This is a genomic window from Acinetobacter sp. AG3 (genome assembly GCF_022343575.1).
Classification (GTDB): Bacteria; Pseudomonadota; Gammaproteobacteria; order Pseudomonadales; family Moraxellaceae; genus Acinetobacter; species Acinetobacter guillouiae.
Genome location: NZ_JAKQZD010000001.1, coordinates 3,821,895 through 3,837,473, shown reverse-complemented (window position 1 = coordinate 3,837,473; position 15,579 = coordinate 3,821,895). Strand labels below are relative to the sequence as shown.

13 protein-coding genes are annotated in these 15,579 nt (G+C 39.8%); 7 read left to right on the top strand and 6 right to left on the bottom strand.

The features are described from left to right. Positions 1-80: 80 nt before the first annotated feature. The 3 genes from L3V46_RS17870 to L3V46_RS17860 all read left to right on the top strand — a co-directional run bounded on the left by L3V46_RS17870 (position 81) and on the right by L3V46_RS17860 (position 1,586). Positions 81-527, top strand: a complete 447-nt coding sequence (locus tag L3V46_RS17870; RefSeq protein ID WP_004722915.1) for an SRPBCC family protein — start codon at positions 81-83, stop codon at positions 525-527. A 248-nt stretch (positions 528-775) separates the two neighbouring features. Then, positions 776-1,129 (top strand): DUF488 family protein, encoded by a 354-nt coding sequence (locus tag L3V46_RS17865; protein WP_004722913.1) that lies wholly within the window; start codon positions 776-778, stop codon positions 1,127-1,129. A 112-nt stretch (positions 1,130-1,241) separates the two neighbouring features. Beyond that, positions 1,242-1,586, top strand: coding sequence for a zinc ribbon domain-containing protein YjdM (locus L3V46_RS17860; RefSeq protein WP_034610071.1), 345 nt, complete (start codon positions 1,242-1,244; stop codon positions 1,584-1,586). A gap of 59 nt (positions 1,587-1,645) precedes the next feature. Here the strand turns inward: L3V46_RS17860 and L3V46_RS17855 are convergent, their stop codons facing one another. Beyond that, entirely contained in the window at positions 1,646-2,197 is a 552-nt protein-coding gene (locus L3V46_RS17855) for a LuxR C-terminal-related transcriptional regulator (protein ID WP_004722910.1), read from the bottom strand. 474 nt (positions 2,198-2,671) lie between these two features. Here L3V46_RS17855 and L3V46_RS17850 point away from each other — a divergent pair, with 474 nt between their 5' ends. Continuing rightward, entirely contained in the window at positions 2,672-4,012 is a 1,341-nt protein-coding gene (locus tag L3V46_RS17850) for an MFS transporter (protein ID WP_034610073.1), read from the top strand. Between the two features lie 195 nt (positions 4,013-4,207). Then, positions 4,208-5,710, top strand: a complete 1,503-nt coding sequence (locus L3V46_RS17845) for a CoA-acylating methylmalonate-semialdehyde dehydrogenase (protein ID WP_239046399.1) — start codon at positions 4,208-4,210, stop codon at positions 5,708-5,710. A gap of 187 nt (positions 5,711-5,897) precedes the next feature. Here L3V46_RS17845 and L3V46_RS17840 read toward each other — a convergent pair whose 3' ends face one another. From L3V46_RS17840 to L3V46_RS17820, 5 genes are all read right to left on the bottom strand, one after another. Continuing rightward, a complete protein-coding gene (locus tag L3V46_RS17840; protein WP_034610075.1) occupies positions 5,898-6,314 on the bottom strand; it encodes a biopolymer transporter ExbD in 417 nt (138 codons plus the stop codon). A gap of 19 nt (positions 6,315-6,333) precedes the next feature. Further along, positions 6,334-6,759: a biopolymer transporter ExbD gene (locus L3V46_RS17835; RefSeq protein WP_034610077.1), complete on the bottom strand. Its 426-nt coding sequence runs from the start codon at positions 6,757-6,759 to the stop codon at positions 6,334-6,336. 14 nt (positions 6,760-6,773) lie between these two features. Continuing rightward, the gene (locus L3V46_RS17830; RefSeq protein WP_239046398.1) at positions 6,774-7,640 is read right to left on the bottom strand and encodes a MotA/TolQ/ExbB proton channel family protein; all 867 of its coding nucleotides are present in this window, start codon (positions 7,638-7,640) and stop codon (positions 6,774-6,776) included. A gap of 26 nt (positions 7,641-7,666) precedes the next feature. Next, complete coding sequence (locus L3V46_RS17825; protein WP_239046397.1) at positions 7,667-8,362, bottom strand: energy transducer TonB; 696 nt, start codon at positions 8,360-8,362, stop codon at positions 7,667-7,669. Positions 8,363-8,513: 151 nt separating this feature from the next. Continuing rightward, positions 8,514-11,189 (bottom strand): TonB-dependent receptor, encoded by a 2,676-nt coding sequence (locus L3V46_RS17820; protein WP_239046396.1) that lies wholly within the window; start codon positions 11,187-11,189, stop codon positions 8,514-8,516. A 723-nt stretch (positions 11,190-11,912) separates the two neighbouring features. Between L3V46_RS17820 and L3V46_RS17815 the strand changes: the two genes are divergently transcribed. After that, the gene (locus L3V46_RS17815; protein ID WP_239046795.1) at positions 11,913-13,703 is read left to right on the top strand and encodes an ABC transporter substrate-binding protein; all 1,791 of its coding nucleotides are present in this window, start codon (positions 11,913-11,915) and stop codon (positions 13,701-13,703) included. 22 nt (positions 13,704-13,725) lie between these two features. Then, the gene (locus tag L3V46_RS17810; protein WP_239046794.1) at positions 13,726-15,531 is read left to right on the top strand and encodes an ABC transporter substrate-binding protein; all 1,806 of its coding nucleotides are present in this window, start codon (positions 13,726-13,728) and stop codon (positions 15,529-15,531) included. Positions 15,532-15,579 lie beyond the last annotated feature (48 nt).

Sequence of the window (15,579 nt, the reverse complement as noted above, 5' to 3'; positions counted from 1 at the left end):
ACTACTCAAACCATACAAATGAAAGCTTTGTACAGCGCTAAACTTGATTTTCAACAACAATAATAGTCAAGGAAATGAGTATGAGTAATACGGTAAAGTTACATCGCGTTTTTAGTGCACCACCAGAGCGAGTCTATAAAGCTTTCTTAGACCCAGATGCAATTGTAAAGTGGATGCCTCCACATGGTTTTACAGCAAAACTTCATCAAATGGATGCAACGGTTGGTGGTTCTTATCGAATGTCATTTACCAATTTCTCTACAGGTACAATCCATTCATTTGGTGGAACTTATGCAGAGCTGATTCCCAACCAACGCATACGATATTTTGATCGATTTGATAATCCTGAACTCGCTGGCGAAATTGAAGTAATCATTGAAATAAAAGGTGTGCTTGTCGGAACGGAAGTCAATATTACCCAGTCAGGTATTCCTAAAGTGATTCCTGTTGAGGCTTGTTATTTGGGATGGCAAGAGTCTTTGCAATTACTTGGTCTCTTGGTCAATCCAACAATTCCAGATCAATAAACTCGCGTGAGTGACCTATAAACTATCGCTATAGATCTGCTTTGGTATTTATATCATTCATCTATCATCCATTAAACGGGCAATACAATTCAATCATTGATTGCCTGAGTAAGCACCAAGCCTCGCCTATGTTTGCAGGCTAAGCTGTGATGGGGGACAATGTGTTTTTATTCCCACATTGTCACTTTACACAACCATATTTCTCATCATTTGGAATAATTTTAGAATAACTTCGGTTCGGAATAACAATGACGATTTATAGCAAACGAATTTATGATGCGGTTTCAGAAACAGATGGTCAACGAATTTTGGTTGATCGTTTGTGGCCACGTGGTATTAAAAAAGATGATGCTAAGATTGACTTATGGCCGAAAGAAATTACCCCGTCCAATGAACTCAGAAAATGGTATCACGAGGATAGCGAAAACCGTTGGGATGAGTTTCAACAACGTTATCGCGTTGAATTATCACAGGTTACAGTACAATTAGAAGAGCTGCGGAAACTTATAGCACAAGGTCCTATAACCTTATTAACGGCGGCCAAAAATCAAGGGCGAAATCATGTCAGTGTTTTGTTGGATGTTCTAAATCATAAAGCCTAGTTTTATTGATCGCGGTTGATTTTAAATTATTCCTTATATTTATTATGGTTTTTAAGTTGATGAAAAATCTTAAAATGCTATGATTGTGATTTGAACCGAAGTTGAGCTTATTATGTCTTTGCCACATTGTCCAAAATGTAATTCAGAATATACCTATCAAGATAGCGATTTATTGATTTGCCCAGAATGTAGTTATGAATGGAAAGATGGCGAGCAAGTAACAGCAGATGACAGCGTGACGATTAAAGATGCTGTTGGCAATATCTTGGCAGATGGCGATTCAGTGACAGTGATTAAAGACTTAAAAATTAAAGGTTCTTCTGCAGTGGTTAAGGTAGGAACCAAAGTCAAAAGTATTCGTTTACTGGTAGACAGTAATGATGGGCATGATATTGATTGTAAAATTGATGGTATTGGTCCCATGAAGTTAAAGTCAGAATTTGTGAAAAAAGCTTAATTTTTTTGAGGTTCATCAATGATCACAGCAATTCAACTGTGATCATTTTTTTGTCTATATCATTTTTCTCGAATGATAATTTTTGAGGTTAGTTCTGCTTTGGAGCGAACGCCCAACTTTTTCATTAAATTTGCTTTATGTACTTCTATGGTCCGATGCGACAGCTCTAATTTTCGTGCAATTTCTTTACAGGTAAATCCATTGACAATCAATTGGGTAATTTCTGATTCACGTTTAGTCAATTTTTGCTTAGAAGACAGCACCTGATCTTTACGTTCAAAATGCCAGACCATCAATTTAAAGGGATCTTCAGGTGTTAAGGTTTGCCCATGGGTATGTGTCCAAAAGATTTCGCCATTTTTGTGCTGCATAAAGCGCTGATCAGAATAATAATGGCTTTTTTTTAACAATAAGCTTTGCAATGCATCATTCCCGACCTTTTCATAATCCTCAAGGCTAGGAAAAATTTTGACTATGGATTGCTCAATTAATTCACCACGCTCATAGCCAAACAGATTGGCAAATGCAGCATTCATTTCCATCATGTGTCGATAACTTAATACAACAATCGGTGCAGGGCTAAAATCAAATGCGATTTTATTATAGTTCATAATAAGCATCCTTACTTAGTATAATAATGAATATAACGTGATAGCGAGAAATAACAAGTATTCGATCGTTGATTTTTTATAATATGATGAAAACTAAATAGATTATTTTTGTGTTGTTATGCATATAAATTTAGTGTTTTGAATAGTTTGTAATGGATCACATTTTTTATATTTAACTTTAGTCTATATTGGTAGGTTTTTGTATAAGTGATTGTATTTGATTTATTTATTGAATTTTAAAAACTACTTAAGTAATTAAGGGTGTTGACTGAAAAAAGCAATTGATTCACATTGATGATAAGAAGCACTCAGGTTATTTAGAATTTTTTATCAGGATAAATCAATATTAATCTTGGCTTCTTATTTTAAGTTATTTGTGTAAAAAGAATTAGATCACCTTAATAAATATAATCAGGATGGATTATCTCTAAGGTGATGAATGGATGACAATACTAAGAATTGGGCGAGGTAGCGATGGAGCATATACAAGGATCAGGTCCTCAACAACCGAAAAAGTCTTCACACCGTCTGGCAGGTATCTCCAGCATGGTTGGAACGACAATCGAGTGGTACGACTTTTTTATTTACGGCGCAGCCGCAGCATTAATTTTCAATAAACTGTTTTTCCCCAATCTTGATCCATTAACAGGTGTCTTGGCTGCGTTTGCCACATACGCCGTTGGCTTTATTGGACGTCCGTTGGGAGGCATTATCTTTGGTCATTTTGGAGACAAAATTGGTCGAAAAACCATGCTGCTAACCACATTGATTATGATGGGGATTCCTACCGTTTTAATTGGTCTATTGCCAACCTATGAAAGTATTGGATATTGGGCGACATTTTTTCTGGTGATTTTGCGTTTTGTTCAAGGTATGGCAATGGGCGGCGAGTGGGGTGGTGCCGTGTTGATGGCTGTGGAGCATGCTCCTGAAGGCGGTAAAGGCTTTTGGGGAAGTTTGCCTCAAGCAAGTGCTGGTGGTGGTTTAATGTTGGCCTCGATCGCATTGGGTTTGGTTTCACTTTTACCCGAAGCAAGTCTATTTAGTTGGGGCTGGCGTCTGCCTTTCCTTGCCAGCATTTTATTATTAGGTGTGGGTTGGTATATCCGTGTCAAAGTGCCTGAGTCACCAGATTTTGAAAAAGTAAAACAACAAGCACAAGAAGTTAAAGTTCCAGCAATGCAGGTCTTTAAAAATCATCCACGCGAATTACTCACGATTATCTTTGCCCGTGCTGCTGAAAATGCATGGTTCTATATTGCCTCTACTTTTGCCTTAGCCTACACCACAACCAAGTTGGGTATTCCTCGCCAAGACATTTTGTTTGCAACGATTTGTGGTGCAGGCTTAATCATGGTGATGACGCCATTATGTGGACATCTATCCGACAAAGTTGGGCAGCGTAATATGTTTATGTTTGGTCTAGTGGTCCTTGCATTGTATTGCTATCCGTTCTTTAGCATGTTGGATACCAAGGATCCAGTCTTGGTATGGACCGCAATTGTTTTAGCAATCGGCGTGGTGTTTCCAATCATGTATGCGCCACAGTCTCAGTTATTTGCTCGACAGTTTCCTGCCGAAATTCGCTACAGTGGCATCTCGATTTCAGTTCAATTCGCAGGTGTATTAGGCGGTGGACTTGCGCCATTGATCGCCACCAAACTCCTAAGTATTGGCAATGGTAGCCCGCATTTGATTATTACCTACATCATGAGCATGGCGATTTTCGCAATCTTCTGTAGCTTCTTTATGAAGCGTGATGATCTTAGCCCCGCGAGACAACGTAAATCAGTGAAAAGCAAATTGTCTGTTTAATGCAAAGCAGTGATTCAAAGCACAGCATTGCAATCAATCATTCAATTTACCACGCTTAATTTTCAGGAATGAATATGAATATTTCCTTTATTGGCCTTGGGAATATGGGGCTTTCTCGCCAAAGTGGTCATGGAAAGACTGTCTTCAGTAGCATTTTAAATTTAGTTTCAGTCGCAACGTGAAGGAAAAATCAGGATGAACACTTTGATCGGACATTATATTTCAGGCCGTCATATCACAGAAACTCAACATTCAGGCCCAGTATTTAATCCCTCTACAGGTGAAGAAATTGCGCGTTGTGCTTATGGCGATGCAACCGTGATTGATACTGCCGTGAAAGCCGCGACATCAGCAAATGCAAAAAAATGGGCAAAAGCTTCACATGCTACACGCTTGCAAGTTCTGTTTAAATTACGTGAATTAATGATTGCCAAAACAGCTGAATTAGCAGAAATCATTGGTCGTGAACATGGCAAAACCATTGCCGATGCAATCGGTGAAATTGGCCGTGCGATTGAAGGAATTGAATTTGCCTGTAATGCACCGCAGATTACAAAGGGTGAATATGCACGTAATGTTGCTGGCGACATCGATGTGTTTTCTGTACGGGTTCCTGTGGGTGTGGTGGGCTGTATTACCCCGTTTAATTTTCCCATCATGATTCCTGCTGTCATGATGGCCATGGCTGTTTCCGTGGGGAATTCAATAGTTTGGAAACCGTCTGAAAAAGTGCCTTCGGCTGCATTATTTTTTGCAGAGTTATGGAAAGAAGCGGGTCTCCCAGACGATGTATTTAATGTTGTACAAGGGGATAAAACAGCAGTCGATGCATTACTTGAACATCCTGAAATCGCAGCTGTGAGCTTTGTGGGTTCTACCCAGATTGGTGAATATGTTTACCAAAAAGGCACCTCACATAACAAACGTGTTGCAGCATTTACTGGCGGGAAAAATCACATGGTGGTGATGCCTGATGCCGATCTTGAAGCGGCTGCAAATGCCTTTGTTTCAGCGGGGTTTGGTTCAGCCAGCCAGCGTTGTATGGCGGTATCACTGCTGATTCCCGTAGGTGCTGAAACGGCAGATCACTTACGCCAACGTATCGTAGAAAAAATCAAAGCATTGAAAGTTGGCGCATACAATGATCCGACTGCAGATTTTGGTGCGGTGATTAGTGCGCAATCGCAACAATCTGTTTTAAAGGCAATTGATCAATGTATTGCAGATGGTGCTGAGTTGGTGGTGGATGGTCGTGATTTTAAACATCCAGAGTATTCCAACGGCTATTATATTGGTCCGACTTTATTTGATTATCTCTCTATGGATATGGATTTTTATCAACAAGAAGTTTTTGGTCCAGCGCGAGGAATTTTACGCGTCAATAGTTTAGATGAGGCAATTGCTGTGACCAATAGCCATGAATATGGCAATGGTTCGGTGATTTTTACCCGTGATGGAAAGTCAGCACACCGCTTCTTTATGGAGGTTGAGTCGGGCATGATTGGTGTTAATGTGCCAGTACCACTCCCAGTGAGTTATTTTAACTTTGGTGGTTTGCGACGTTCAAAATTTGGTGAGTCGCATTTATATGGTCCAGATGCCGCTCGTTTCTATACCAAGTTAAAATCTGTTTCACAAAAATGGCCTGATCCTGAACAACAAGATCAAGCCATTTCTTTGGCATTTAAAATCACCTAATTGATTCCATATCGATGATTAGCCAGCAGATGCTGGCTTTTTTAGCTGTGAGTGAAAGTCAGATATATTGAGTGTTGTGTTCTTTATAATGTTGCGCTATGAATAAACAATTTAGAAACATTGCATAGATCAAGGCCTCAAAGCTGCAAGTCGATTGCACTGTGCAGCTTTGTTCATCCCTTAAATATTATTGGCTTGCTGCAATTCCGATTTTTTTAACATTTAATCGTTGTGCGGCTGCCATCACCATTGCCACATCCTTATATTCAGTCAGTTTATCGGGTTGCACTTTAATCGGATCTTGATCTGATTTCTGTGCAACACCCGCAAATAAAACTTCTAGCGCTTGTTTATTTTCAACAGCTTGATCATTCCAAAAGATTTTACCTTGAGGGTCAATACGTAAGGTGACTGGCTCAGGTGGCTTCTCATCGGTCGGTGGTGGTGCGCCATTGGGCAAGTCAATATTGATCGCATTATTTGGAATTGGAATGGTGATAATAAACATAATCAACAACACCAACATCACATCAATAAGTGGTGTCATATTGACATCTAACATTACATCATCATCGTCTTTATTGGCACCTACATTCATACCCATAAACTGTTCCTTTTTTCGATTATGGTGCGGCAACAGGTGTCGTGACAAACGCGATTTTGCCGATACCTGCTTGCTTAGTAGCACTAATGACTTCATCAATCGCTTCAAATTTTGTCACTTGATCACCACGAATATGTACCTCTGGCTGTGGGCGTTTTGCTGCCTCAGCCTGTAAACGATTGATCAGTGTATTTTTATCTGCGATATACTTTTCGTTCCAAAAAATATCCCCCGCTTTATTGACCGCGATTTGTACATTAATCGGCTTGGTGACATACGGTGTATTTTTTTCCTCAGGCAACTTGACTGGAACCGTGTGAATGGCAACGGGGACGGTGATTAAAAATATAATCAGCAGAACCAGCATAATATCCACCAAAGGTGTGGTGTTAATCGCAGAAATTACATCATCTTCGTCACTGCCTGAATTGACTGTCATGCTCATAATAGATACCTCATTTATTTCGCATCACTACTGTTTTTGATCTCGCCACTGAGTAGAACAGTATGTAAGTCAGAACCAAAAGTACGTACATTATCCAATACTGCTTTATTACGGCGGGTGAGCCAGTTATAACCAAGTACCGCAGGCACGGCTACAGCAAGACCGATTGCCGTCATGATCAGTGCTTCACCGACAGGGCCAGCAACTTTATCAATAGAGGCCTGACCCGAAATACCAATTGCAGTAAGTGCATGATAGATTCCCCAAACTGTACCAAACAAACCAACGAATGGTGCGGTAGAACCGACGGTTGCAAGAAATGCTAAACCACCACTTAAATGACTTTGAATTTTATCAATTGCACGTTGAATCGACATTGTGACCCAAGTATTAAAGTCGATACGCTCAAGTAGGTTTCCGCCATGTTTTTTGGTTGAGTTAATGCCTTTTTCAGCAATAAAACGATAAGCACTTGCTTCGCCTAGTGTTCCCGCAGCGCCGTCAATTGATGCAGCATCCCAAAATTTGGCTTCAACTTCTTTACCTTGACGCTTAATTTTTGCCTGCTGAATAAACTTGGTCACCATGATGTACCACGTTCCAATCGACATCAGGACCAAGATAAATAAGGTTGATTTAGCCACAATATCACCTTCGCGCCATAGTGCTTCTAAACCGTAAGGGTTGTGAACAGTTTGTGTTGTTGCTGGTTTAGGTGGTGGTGTATGCGTTTCACTGGTTGCTGTATTGGTTGTCGTTACAGTCGCAGGCGTTGCAGTGGTTTCTTCTGCAAATACACTAGATACAGGCAGCAGGGTGCTTGCAGTTAAAATTCCAACAGAAGCAAATAGTCGTACAGATTTCAGCGTTTTATTCATCATTTATCTCCAAATTTTTATTTAATTGATTACTGCAATACAAATTCATAAGGTATGTCATACCAAGAATCTTGAGGTTCACCATTCTTTAACGCAGGTTTAAACGTACATAAGCTATAAGCTTTCGCAGCTGCTTTATCTAAGCTTTTACTCCCACTCGATTTTTTAACTTTGGCCTCTTTAACTTTTCCATCACTACCCACAAATACCGAAATAAGAACTTCACCTTGCTCTTCATTTTGTAAAGCTTCACGCGTGTACTCGGGTGTTTTACAACCCGCTTCTCCACTCGATACACCGCGAGTTTCACCTGCTGGTTTGGGTTTTGCAGGTTCAGGTTTTGCTGTTGTTTCTGGCTTTGGCGTCGGTGTCGGCTCAGGACTTTCTGAGGTTTTTGGCGTTGGTGTAGGTTTAGCCGTCTGCTTTGGTGTTGCTGTAGGTTTTTCCATTGGTTTTTCAGTCGGCTTTGGCTCTGGTGTTTTCAACACTTTCTCCACCAACTTTGGCAGTTCTGGTGGCTTTTCAATGGGTTTTGGTTTTTCTGGTTCAGTTTTTTTGTCCTGAATAATCAGTAATTCAACAGGTTCATCCGCTGGTTTTTCAACTGTCTTGGATAAACCCGTAATCAAGCCATAGAGAATGATTAGATGCAGTAAGATGACTGCTCCAATCCCGATCAGGCGTTTGGAAGAATTATTTTCTAATTCTGAAAAATTCTTGCCCATTGCTACTCCTGAAATGAGAGACAAACAATAAATAGTAAAAGAGAGACGATAAAAAAATTCTGTTCAATTCTTTTGTTTGGCTAAGTGAATGAATCAATTTCGCAAACACCATGACTTGATTAGGCCTAGACAATGTTTGCGAAATGCCCAATTAGAATTTGTAAGTTGCTCTGACGTAATATGCGCGACCGGTTGGGTCTGCATAACTAGAGTCATAACCGTATTGGAAGTTATCAGTCACGTTGGACGCAGGCGGATCTTGGTCAAAGATATTTTTGATCCCACCAGTGAGTTCTAAGTTCTTGAATCCGCTATAAGTGCCCGCAATGTTATACAGGATGTAGTCGCTAACTCGATGGTTATCATATTTTGCTTCACCAATAGAATTTGAGTCTTTATAACCACGGCTAAACTGTTGTTCAAAGATCATTTTCCAGTTGTCGTAACTCCAATTGACATTGGCAACATGTTTCCAGCGGGAATAGACTTGTTGGTTATAATAGCTACCTGCACGACTGATCCATTCACCGCCTTTCTCTTCTTGTTTGTCATATTTAATGACATAGGTCCCATCAATACCAAAACCAAAACGCCCTGTTTTAGTCACAGGCGTAAGATAGTTCAAACTTAAATCAACCCCTTGAGTTTTAATCCCACCCATATTGATCAAAGTGGTACTCACATATTTGATTCGTCCATCTGCATCTCGGACAAATAAGCTTGAATATTTACTTGGGTCAGCAAAAATAATTGAATCGGTAATCGTATCAATCAGATTGTCTACTTTGATGTTGTAATAATCTGCTGTAAATACCAGATTTTTGATTGGCTCAAACACAAGTCCAGCAGTATAAGATGTTGACTCTTCAGCTTTTAAGTCGGGATTTCCACCTTGCATACGTTTAAATTGAACATTACATTCAGTTTGGTATTGAGGTGAAGTTGCAGCACCACCGGGGCAGAGCACAGGGTCATTGTATTTTGAACCTGTAAAGGTCTGGCTTTGAGGTGAGTTGATGTCATATAAGCTAGGTGCACGGAAACCTGTGCTGTATGAGGTACGGAACATTAATTGCTTTAACGGTTCCCAACGTAAAGCAACTTTTGGATTGAAGGTATCGCCAAAATCACTATAGTCATCATAACGTGCTGCAAGCTGCGCTTCTAAATTGGCTAAAATCGGGATATGTAATTCAGTGAATACCGCAGAGATATCTCGATCACCCTTACTCACAGGTTTATCTGGATCTATACCGCTGCCAGGTACTTGTCTGACGATCTCAGCATTAATTTTTTGATCCCAATTTTGTTTGGTAAAACTACCACCTAAGGCAAATCCAACATCACCCGCAGGTAGTGTATAGATTGGACGAGATACAGTGACATCAAAAGAGGTTGAGTCTAAGCTGGCTTTATTGGTATCTCCATTGACTTCAAAAGATTTCCAAATATTAGCATCAGCGGAAGGGCCAAATGGATTGAGTGAACCGTCATTTAAAGCAGCTTGAACTTTACTTTGATTGAGGTAACCCGCATTAAAGCTATCGGTTGCTTCACTTTTTGCATAGGTTAAACCTGCATTGATATCCCAACCATAAGCTTCACCCTCAATTCCTGCAAATGCACGATGTGAGTCATTGGTTGTTTTGCCTGAACGGTTGCCACCTTGTGAACGCAGATAGAGTTGTAAATCTCCATCGCTGAGTCCAGTCACTGCAGGAACAATGCCTTTGCCAGGATAATATTGACTTGTCGAGGGTAAGGTGACTGAACGGCTATATACATCAGGCGCAATCGAAGTGGTAACTTCGTTACGCGAGAAGATATATTCTCCAATCAGATTAAATTTATCTGAAAGTTTAAAGGTTGCGCGGCCAAGTGCTGAAATTGTTTCAACTTCTGGGGTAATCCCAATCAGTGCTTGGGTATTGAGATAACATAACCCACCATCGGCAGCGACATTTGGTGTGTTATTACAATTTGTATTGCCATATGGATTTGCCAAAATATTGTTTTTGGGATCAAAAATATTTGCTGGGAAGGCATTTGCTGAGCTGGCATCTAGGCCGAGCTCAGGAATTACACCACCACGGCGACTGATCTTGCGGTCTTTTGCCATGATATTGTTGGTTCTACGATAATCGACTACACCATAAACATTAAAGCCCTGTTCATCCAGATTGCCATAACCCCCAAAGATGGAAATATCTTGTTTATCACCACCACTGGCTTCGGGTTGAGTTGCCCCCACACTGATGTTGAGACCTTCAAAAGATTTTTTAGTTATAAAATTGATGACACCACCAATTGCATCGGCGCCATAAACCGCAGATGCACCGTCACGGAGAACTTCGATACGTTCAACCATTGCCATTGGAATAATATTGAGGTTGGTGGTTGATGTACTAAACGGGCTATAAGCCAGACGACGACCATTCAATAAGACCAAAGTTTTATCTGTGCCTAATCCACGTAAATTGGCTGATGAACCCTCGGTATTACTTGCACCCACATTTTGAGAGGTAGAAAAACCAGCTTGGTTGGAACTGACTTTGGTCAGTGCTTCTTCGACAGTGGTTACCCCTTGTTTGGCTAGATCTTCACCTTTAATAATGGTAATGGGGGAAGCACTTTGAGCTGCAACCCCTTTAATTGAAGACCCTGTAACGGTGACTTTGGCTACTTTTATTGGCTGTGTTGTTTCTTCAGTTTCTGCTGCATGCGCTAGCGATAGGCACATCATACTTAGACTAAGCGTACTTAATTTTAGTAACGTTTTCCCCATCGTTGGCGATCCCAAAGTGCAAACATTTTTGTTTACTTTCATATTTTCAGACATCCATTTTTTTTTGTACTTAGCGATATTGCTGCATTGCTTTCTAGCAATTCAAGTGCCAACTATCTAATTATATGTTTTAAAAATATACAAAAAAATGATAAGAATTTACGTGACTAGTGTTTAATCTCCTTATTCATCCGTGACTTGATAGTAGAAAAATAAGTTTGGAAGTCGCCCTGATTAATGTTAATACAATATGAAGATGTGATTAAAAAATACTCAATAGACTTTAGTTTTTCTTTATATTTGGTTGTTAATTAAAGAGTTTAACTATATTTAATGAGTGGTATAACTATTAATTATGGTTTTATTTTTGCTATTAATTATTTTAAATCAAAAGATTAAATGAATATTTATAGTGTTTGATAAAATAAGTGATCAATTTTGGAACGTGTGTGTACTTAAATTGTGCATTATGAGTAGTTCTGATAAATGATATCTGAATTTAATATTTAGATTGGCGCTGAAGATGACGATAGGATGTCAGTCACAGATAATCATTGAATAAATGTGATTTTATTACGGTAAAAATAAACAAAATTTAGAAGGGGTAAGTGTAGTGGCATGATATTCGCTTTGTATTTAATACTGTTATATCGTTCAATTTTTCACTATTGTTAATTTAACGTTCTGGTTCAGCACCAAAGCAGCAATCGACAGGATGATGGTGCTGCCAGTATTCTGTTTAAATAATTTGATGAATAAAAATACATAGGTGTGAATTTGGAATCCAAGCTTTTACAATTTGCGTTGTTGGTCGGTGCAATGGGTTGTGGGGAAATGGCGATTGCGAAAACGCCGGCACAACCGAATAAAATCCTGAATTTGGCTTTTGAAGCACCAGATGATGGTTTTGATATGGTGAAAACCTATAATTTCTACAGTGGAAATATTGCAGAGGCGATATTTGAACCCTTACTCAAATATGATTATCTGGCTCGTCCCGTGGTACTGGTACCCAATACGGCACAAGCATTGCCAAAAATAGAACAAGAGGGCAAGGTCTATACTTTTAAAATTCAGCCTGGCATTTATTTTACCGATGATCCTGCGTTCAAAGGCAAACGACGTGAGCTGACTGCCCAAGATTATATTTATTCGATTCAACGTGTGAGTGATCCGAAAAACCATTCGCCTACCTATTCTTTTATTGATGGCAAAATCCAAGGCTTAGAGCAAGTGGTTGCCAATGCGAAAAAGACAGGCAAGTTTAATTATGATGCGCCCATTTCAGGGCTTAAAGCTTTAGACAAATACACCCTACAATTTACCTTAACCCGTGCAGATTATAATTTTCCTTATATTTTGGCCTATGTCACTTTTAGCGGAACAGCGCGTGAAGTTGTTGAGTTTTATGGTGATCGTATCGGGCAGCATCCTGTAGGTACAGGCGCTTATCAACTGAGTAAATACGTACCACGCAGTAAAATTGAGCTGGTGGCAAACCCTGACTATCGTGGCTTTATTTGGAATTATAAATCGACAGGTACGGCATGGGATAACCAACTTGTCAAAGAGATGTCGGGTAAAAAAATGCCCCAAGTCGGTAAGGTTGTCGTGAGTATTATTGAGGAAGAACAGTCAAGGTGGTTGGCATTTAAGTCAGGTCAATTGGATTTTGACAAATTAACTTCAAATGCGGTTCCACAGGCTTTAAACGGCACACAATTAAAACCAGAACTTAAACAGCAGGGCATTCAACATTTTCCCAATAAAGACCCTGAAATCACCTATACCATGTTCAATATGAAAGATCCGATTGTGGGGGGCTATAGTCTAGACAAAATAGCACTACGCCGTGCCATTACCTTGGCATATAACCAACAGGAAGCGATTAAGCAACTTTATAAAGGTCAAGCGGTTAGAGCTGAAATGTTGGTGCCAGATGGGGTGCAAGGGCACAATGCTCAATATAGAAGTAGTGTTGCCTATAACCCGTTATTGGCCAATAAATTACTGGATCGATTTGGTTATAAGAAAGGTAAAGATGGTTATCGAACTTTACCCAACGGGAAGCCATTTACCCTGAAATATAATACTGAAAATAGCTCAAGCTCAGTCATTCATTCTGAGTTATGGAAGAAAAACTTAGATGCTATTGGGGTGCGTGTTGAATTTAAGGTCAGTAATTTTGCCGATAATTTAAAAGAAGCCATGCAATGTAAACATATGATTTGGGGTGGGGCATGGATTGCTGATTTTCCTGAAGGAGAAAATTTTGCTCAGTTGCTTTATGGTCCAAACTCAGGCAAAGGAAATTTAAGTTGCTATCAATCCAAAGCTTATGATGCACTGTATCAGCAAGCGTTAACTTTACCGCCACAACAACGAACGCCATTTTATGAAAAAATCAGTCGGCAGATAGAGGCAGATAACCCTTGGATTATTCATAGTACCCGTATTCGCAATTGGCTGTTGCAACCACAAGTTCAAGGCTATAAAGCACATCCAATGATCAATACCGTTTGGCAATACCTTGATGTTCAGCCAGTTAAAAAATAACCAGATGAAGTTGAATAAAATGATGAAGGATGATTTAAAGCAAAAGTTAAAGCAGATTGGGGTCAGTGCATTCTTGGGCGGTATGCTCATGACAGGCACGATGAGTGTATTTGCCAAAAGCCCAGCGGATCCAAATAAAGTTTTACGTTATGTTTTCCCCGTTGCAGAAACGGGTTTTGATCCAGCAGGCACCCAAGATCTTTATTCTGCGCATGTACATAATTCAATATTTGAAGGTTTATATACCTACGATTATTTAGCAACACCCGCCAAATTAGTCCCCCGTACCGCGGTGAGCCTGCCTGAAGTCAGTGCTGATGGTTTAACCTATACCTTTAAAATTCAAAAAGGAATTTATTTTGCCAAAGATCCTGTATTTAAAGGCAAAGCCCGTGAATTAACCGCGCAAGACTATGTTTATTCTTATAAACGGTTGTTAGACCCAAGTTTGCATTCGCCCAATAGTTGGTTGTTTGATGACAAAATTCTAGGCATGGACAAAGTGCTTGAGCAAGCTAAAAAAACAGGCAAGTTTAATTATGATCTACCTGTTGCAGGGCTTCAGGCCACAGATCGTTATACCTTGGTGATTAAACTAAAACAAGTTGATCAAAACTTCCCAATGCTGTTGGCACATCAACCAGCTGGTGCAGTGGCACGAGAAGTGATTGAACATTATCGAGATCGGTCTGGTTTTGCCATGGCCCATCCTGTCGGAACAGGTCCCTATGTCTTGGCAAAATGGACACCTGGCTCACGGATTATCCTGAAAGCCAATCCAGATTATCGTGGTTATGTTTGGGATTTCAAAGCATCCACGCCAGAAGATCAAAAAATTGTCGATGCGATGAAAGGCAAAAAAATGCCGCAAATCGGTGTGGTCGATATTCAAGTGATGGAAGAATCACAATCACGCTGGTTATCATTTAGTAAAGATGAAACTGACTTATTTGTGTTGGATGGTGATCTCAGTGTTCAAGCCATCCAAGACGGTCAGCTTAAACCCGAACTTGCTAAAAAAGGTATTCAACTTTCCCGTATTGCCGATCCTTCAATTGATTATTATTACTGGAATATGCAAAACCCTGTTGTTGGTGGTTTGAGTAAAGAAAAAATTGCTTTACGCCGTGCCATGGCAATGGCCTTTTCACCTGATAATCAAATTAAGATTTTGATGAAGGGTGATGCACAACGCTTACAATTCCCCATCCCTTATGGGGTGATTGGGCATGATCCAAACTATAAAACCAGTATTCCTTATTCCGTCAAAGCGGCCAATCTATTGTTAGATCGTTATCATTATAAGGTTGCTGCCGATGGCTGGCGTACCTTGCCGAATGGCAAACCCTTGCTGATCGAATTAACTGTTTATGGAAATAGCACACGTAGTCAGCAAAGTGCTGAATTTTGGAAAAAGACTTTAGACAATATCAAGGTCAAAATGACCACCAAATCCTTGCCTTTTGCGGAAGGTTTAAAAGCTGAAAAACAATGTAAAACCATGTTTAAGGGATCAGCTTGGATTGCCGACTATCCCGATGCAGATAACTTTATGCAGCTGTTTTATGGAAAGAATATCCATGCAACCAATAGTGCATGTATGAAAATTCCTGAATATGATCGCTTATATGAACAAACCCAAAAATTGAAACCGGGTCCTGAGCGTGATGCTTTATATCATAAGATGGCGCGAATATTAGAAGTGTATATGCCAGTACAAATGGCATCGACGCGTTATCGCAATGCTTTGGCGCAACCGCGTGTCATCGGCTTTAAAAAGCATCCGATTATTCCATCGGAATGGATGTATTTTGATATGAAAAAATAACCTCTATCAAAAGCTTAAAAATAAACAGATTGAAATTTGAAAATGAAT

What these genes read in the sequence shown, in the direction of transcription:
- L3V46_RS17860 (WP_034610071.1), top strand. Translation starts at nt 1,242, where the DNA reads ATGTCTTTGCCACATTGTCCAAAATGTAATTCAGAATATACCTATCAA.
- L3V46_RS17865 (WP_004722913.1), top strand. Translation starts at nt 776, where the DNA reads ATGACGATTTATAGCAAACGAATTTATGATGCGGTTTCAGAAACAGAT.
- L3V46_RS17835 (WP_034610077.1), bottom strand. Translation starts at nt 6,759, where the DNA reads ATGAGCATGACAGTCAATTCAGGCAGTGACGAAGATGATGTAATTTCT.
- L3V46_RS17830 (WP_239046398.1), bottom strand. Translation starts at nt 7,640, where the DNA reads ATGATGAATAAAACGCTGAAATCTGTACGACTATTTGCTTCTGTTGGA.
- L3V46_RS17820 (WP_239046396.1), bottom strand. Translation starts at nt 11,189, where the DNA reads ATGAAAGTAAACAAAAATGTTTGCACTTTGGGATCGCCAACGATGGGG.
- L3V46_RS17850 (WP_034610073.1), top strand. Translation starts at nt 2,672, where the DNA reads ATGGAGCATATACAAGGATCAGGTCCTCAACAACCGAAAAAGTCTTCA.
- L3V46_RS17825 (WP_239046397.1), bottom strand. Translation starts at nt 8,362, where the DNA reads ATGGGCAAGAATTTTTCAGAATTAGAAAATAATTCTTCCAAACGCCTG.
- L3V46_RS17870 (WP_004722915.1), top strand. Translation starts at nt 81, where the DNA reads ATGAGTAATACGGTAAAGTTACATCGCGTTTTTAGTGCACCACCAGAG.
- L3V46_RS17810 (WP_239046794.1), top strand. Translation starts at nt 13,726, where the DNA reads ATGAAGGATGATTTAAAGCAAAAGTTAAAGCAGATTGGGGTCAGTGCA.
- L3V46_RS17855 (WP_004722910.1), bottom strand. Translation starts at nt 2,197, where the DNA reads ATGAACTATAATAAAATCGCATTTGATTTTAGCCCTGCACCGATTGTT.
- L3V46_RS17840 (WP_034610075.1), bottom strand. Translation starts at nt 6,314, where the DNA reads ATGGGTATGAATGTAGGTGCCAATAAAGACGATGATGATGTAATGTTA.
- L3V46_RS17845 (WP_239046399.1), top strand. Translation starts at nt 4,208, where the DNA reads ATGAACACTTTGATCGGACATTATATTTCAGGCCGTCATATCACAGAA.